Source organism: Kitasatospora sp. NPDC056531, from assembly GCF_042794375.1.
Lineage (GTDB): Bacteria > Actinomycetota > Actinomycetes > Streptomycetales > Streptomycetaceae > Kitasatospora.
The window spans coordinates 1-1886 of record NZ_JBHTTU010000318.1 but is presented as its reverse complement, the minus strand read 5'-3'; the positions used below and the strand labels follow the sequence as shown (position 1 = coordinate 1886).

1 protein-coding gene and 1 pseudogene are annotated in these 1886 nt (G+C 71.2%); both read left to right on the top strand.

The genetic code is table 11. The features are described 5' to 3' along the window. A pseudogene (locus tag ACFQ87_RS46050) lies at window positions 1–332 on the top strand (beta-ketoacyl synthase); the annotation flags it as partial. A 47-nt stretch (window positions 333–379) separates the two neighbouring features. Next, window positions 380–1886 (top strand): type I polyketide synthase (locus ACFQ87_RS46045; RefSeq protein WP_380617018.1); only part of this gene is annotated, 1507 nt, incomplete at its 3' end.

Below are 1886 nucleotides of genomic sequence, written 5' to 3'. Positions count from 1 at the left end.
CCCTCAACACCGCCACCGGACTCCAACTCACCGCCACCCTCGTCTTCGACCACCCCACCCCCGAAGACCTCGCCACCCACCTCCTCGCCGAGCTGGCGCCGGCCGCCCAGTCCCCGGTCGACACCGCTCTGGCCGGGCTGACCGGACTGGAAGCCGCGCTGTCCTCGATCGCTTCCGACGACACGGACCGCGGTCTGGTGACACAGCGTCTGAAGACGCTCCTCGCCCGCTGGAACGGCGACAGCGACGTGTCGACAGACGGGAACGACCTCGCTTCGGCCACGAACGAGGACCTCTTCGACTTGATCGACAAGGGTTTCGGGGTCTCCTGACCCCCTCCAGGCAACGCAACCACTCATCCCCGAGGAGAGGAATCCACATGTCCGAAGAGGACAAGCTCCGCGAATACCTCAAGCGCGCCATCACGGACGCCCGTCATCTCCAGCGCCGTCTGCAGGAGGTGGAGGACAAGTCGCGGGAGCCGATCGCCATCGTGGGCATGGCCTGCCGCTATCCCGGCGGTGTCGCGACTCCCGACGACATGTGGCGGATGGTTGCCGAAGGCACCGACGCCATCGCGGGCTTCCCGACCGACCGCGGCTGGGACCTGGACGGTCTCTACGGGCCCGAGGCGCTCGAGAGTGGCAACGCCACCCCCCTGGAGGGCGGATTCCTCTACGGTGCCTCCGAGTTCGACGCGTCGTTCTTCGGCATCTCGCCGCGTGAGGCCCTGGCGATGGACCCGCAGCAGCGGCTGCTCCTCGAGACGTCCTGGGAGGCTCTGGAATACGCGGGGATCGATCCGCACTCCGTCCAGGGCAGCCGGACCGGTGTGTTCTTCGGCGGCACCTCCCAGGACTTCGCCGGCCTGTTGGCCACGTCCGCGAAGGGCGGCCAGGGCCACGGTCTGACGGGCACCACCGGCAGTGTGCTGTCCGGACGGGTGGCCTACACGCTGGGACTGGAGGGTCCCGCGCTCACGGTGGACACGGCGTGCTCGTCCTCGCTGGTGGCGCTGCACCTGGCCGTCCAGGCCCTCCGCAAGGAGGAGTGCAGCATGGCGCTGGCCGGCGGCGCCTCGGTGATGTGCACGCCGATGACCTTCTCGGAGTTCTCCCGCCAGGGCGGGCTGGCCGCCGACGGCCGGTGCAAGGCGTTCGCCGGCGCGGCGGACGGCACCGGCTGGGGCGAGGGCGTCGGCGTCCTGGCCGTGGAGCGGCTTTCGGACGCGCGGCGCAACGGGCACCCGGTGCTGGCGGTGATCCGCGGCAGCGCGCTCAACCAGGACGGCGCGTCGAACGGTCTGAGCGCTCCCAACGGTCCCTCGCAGCAGCGGGTGATCCGCCAGGCGCTGGCCAATGCCGGGCTGTCCGCCACCGAGGTGGACGTGGTGGAGGCGCACGGCACGGGTACGACGCTGGGTGACCCGATCGAGGCGCAGGCGCTGCTGGCGACCTACGGTCAGGACCGGCCCGAGGGTCGCCCGCTGTGGCTCGGGTCGATCAAGTCCAACATCGGCCACACCCTCTTCGCCGCCGGCGTCGCCGGTGTGATCAAGATGGTCATGGCGATGCGGCAGGGCGTCCTGCCGAAGACGCTGCACGTGGACGAGCCGACCCCGCACGTCGACTGGTCGGCGGGTGCGGTGGAGTTGCTGACGGAGACCCGGGAGTGGCCGGAGACCGGCGCGCCCCGCCGTGCGGCCATCTCCTCCTTCGGCATCAGCGGGACCAACGCGCACCTGGTGCTGGAGCAGGCGCCGCCGGCCGAGTCGGAGGCGGTGGCCGATGCGCCGGCTCCGGTGGTGCTGGGTGGTGCGGTGGTGCCGTTGGTGGTGTCGGGCCGCAGTGAGGCGGCGTTGCGGGAGCAGGCGCGGCGGTTGGCGG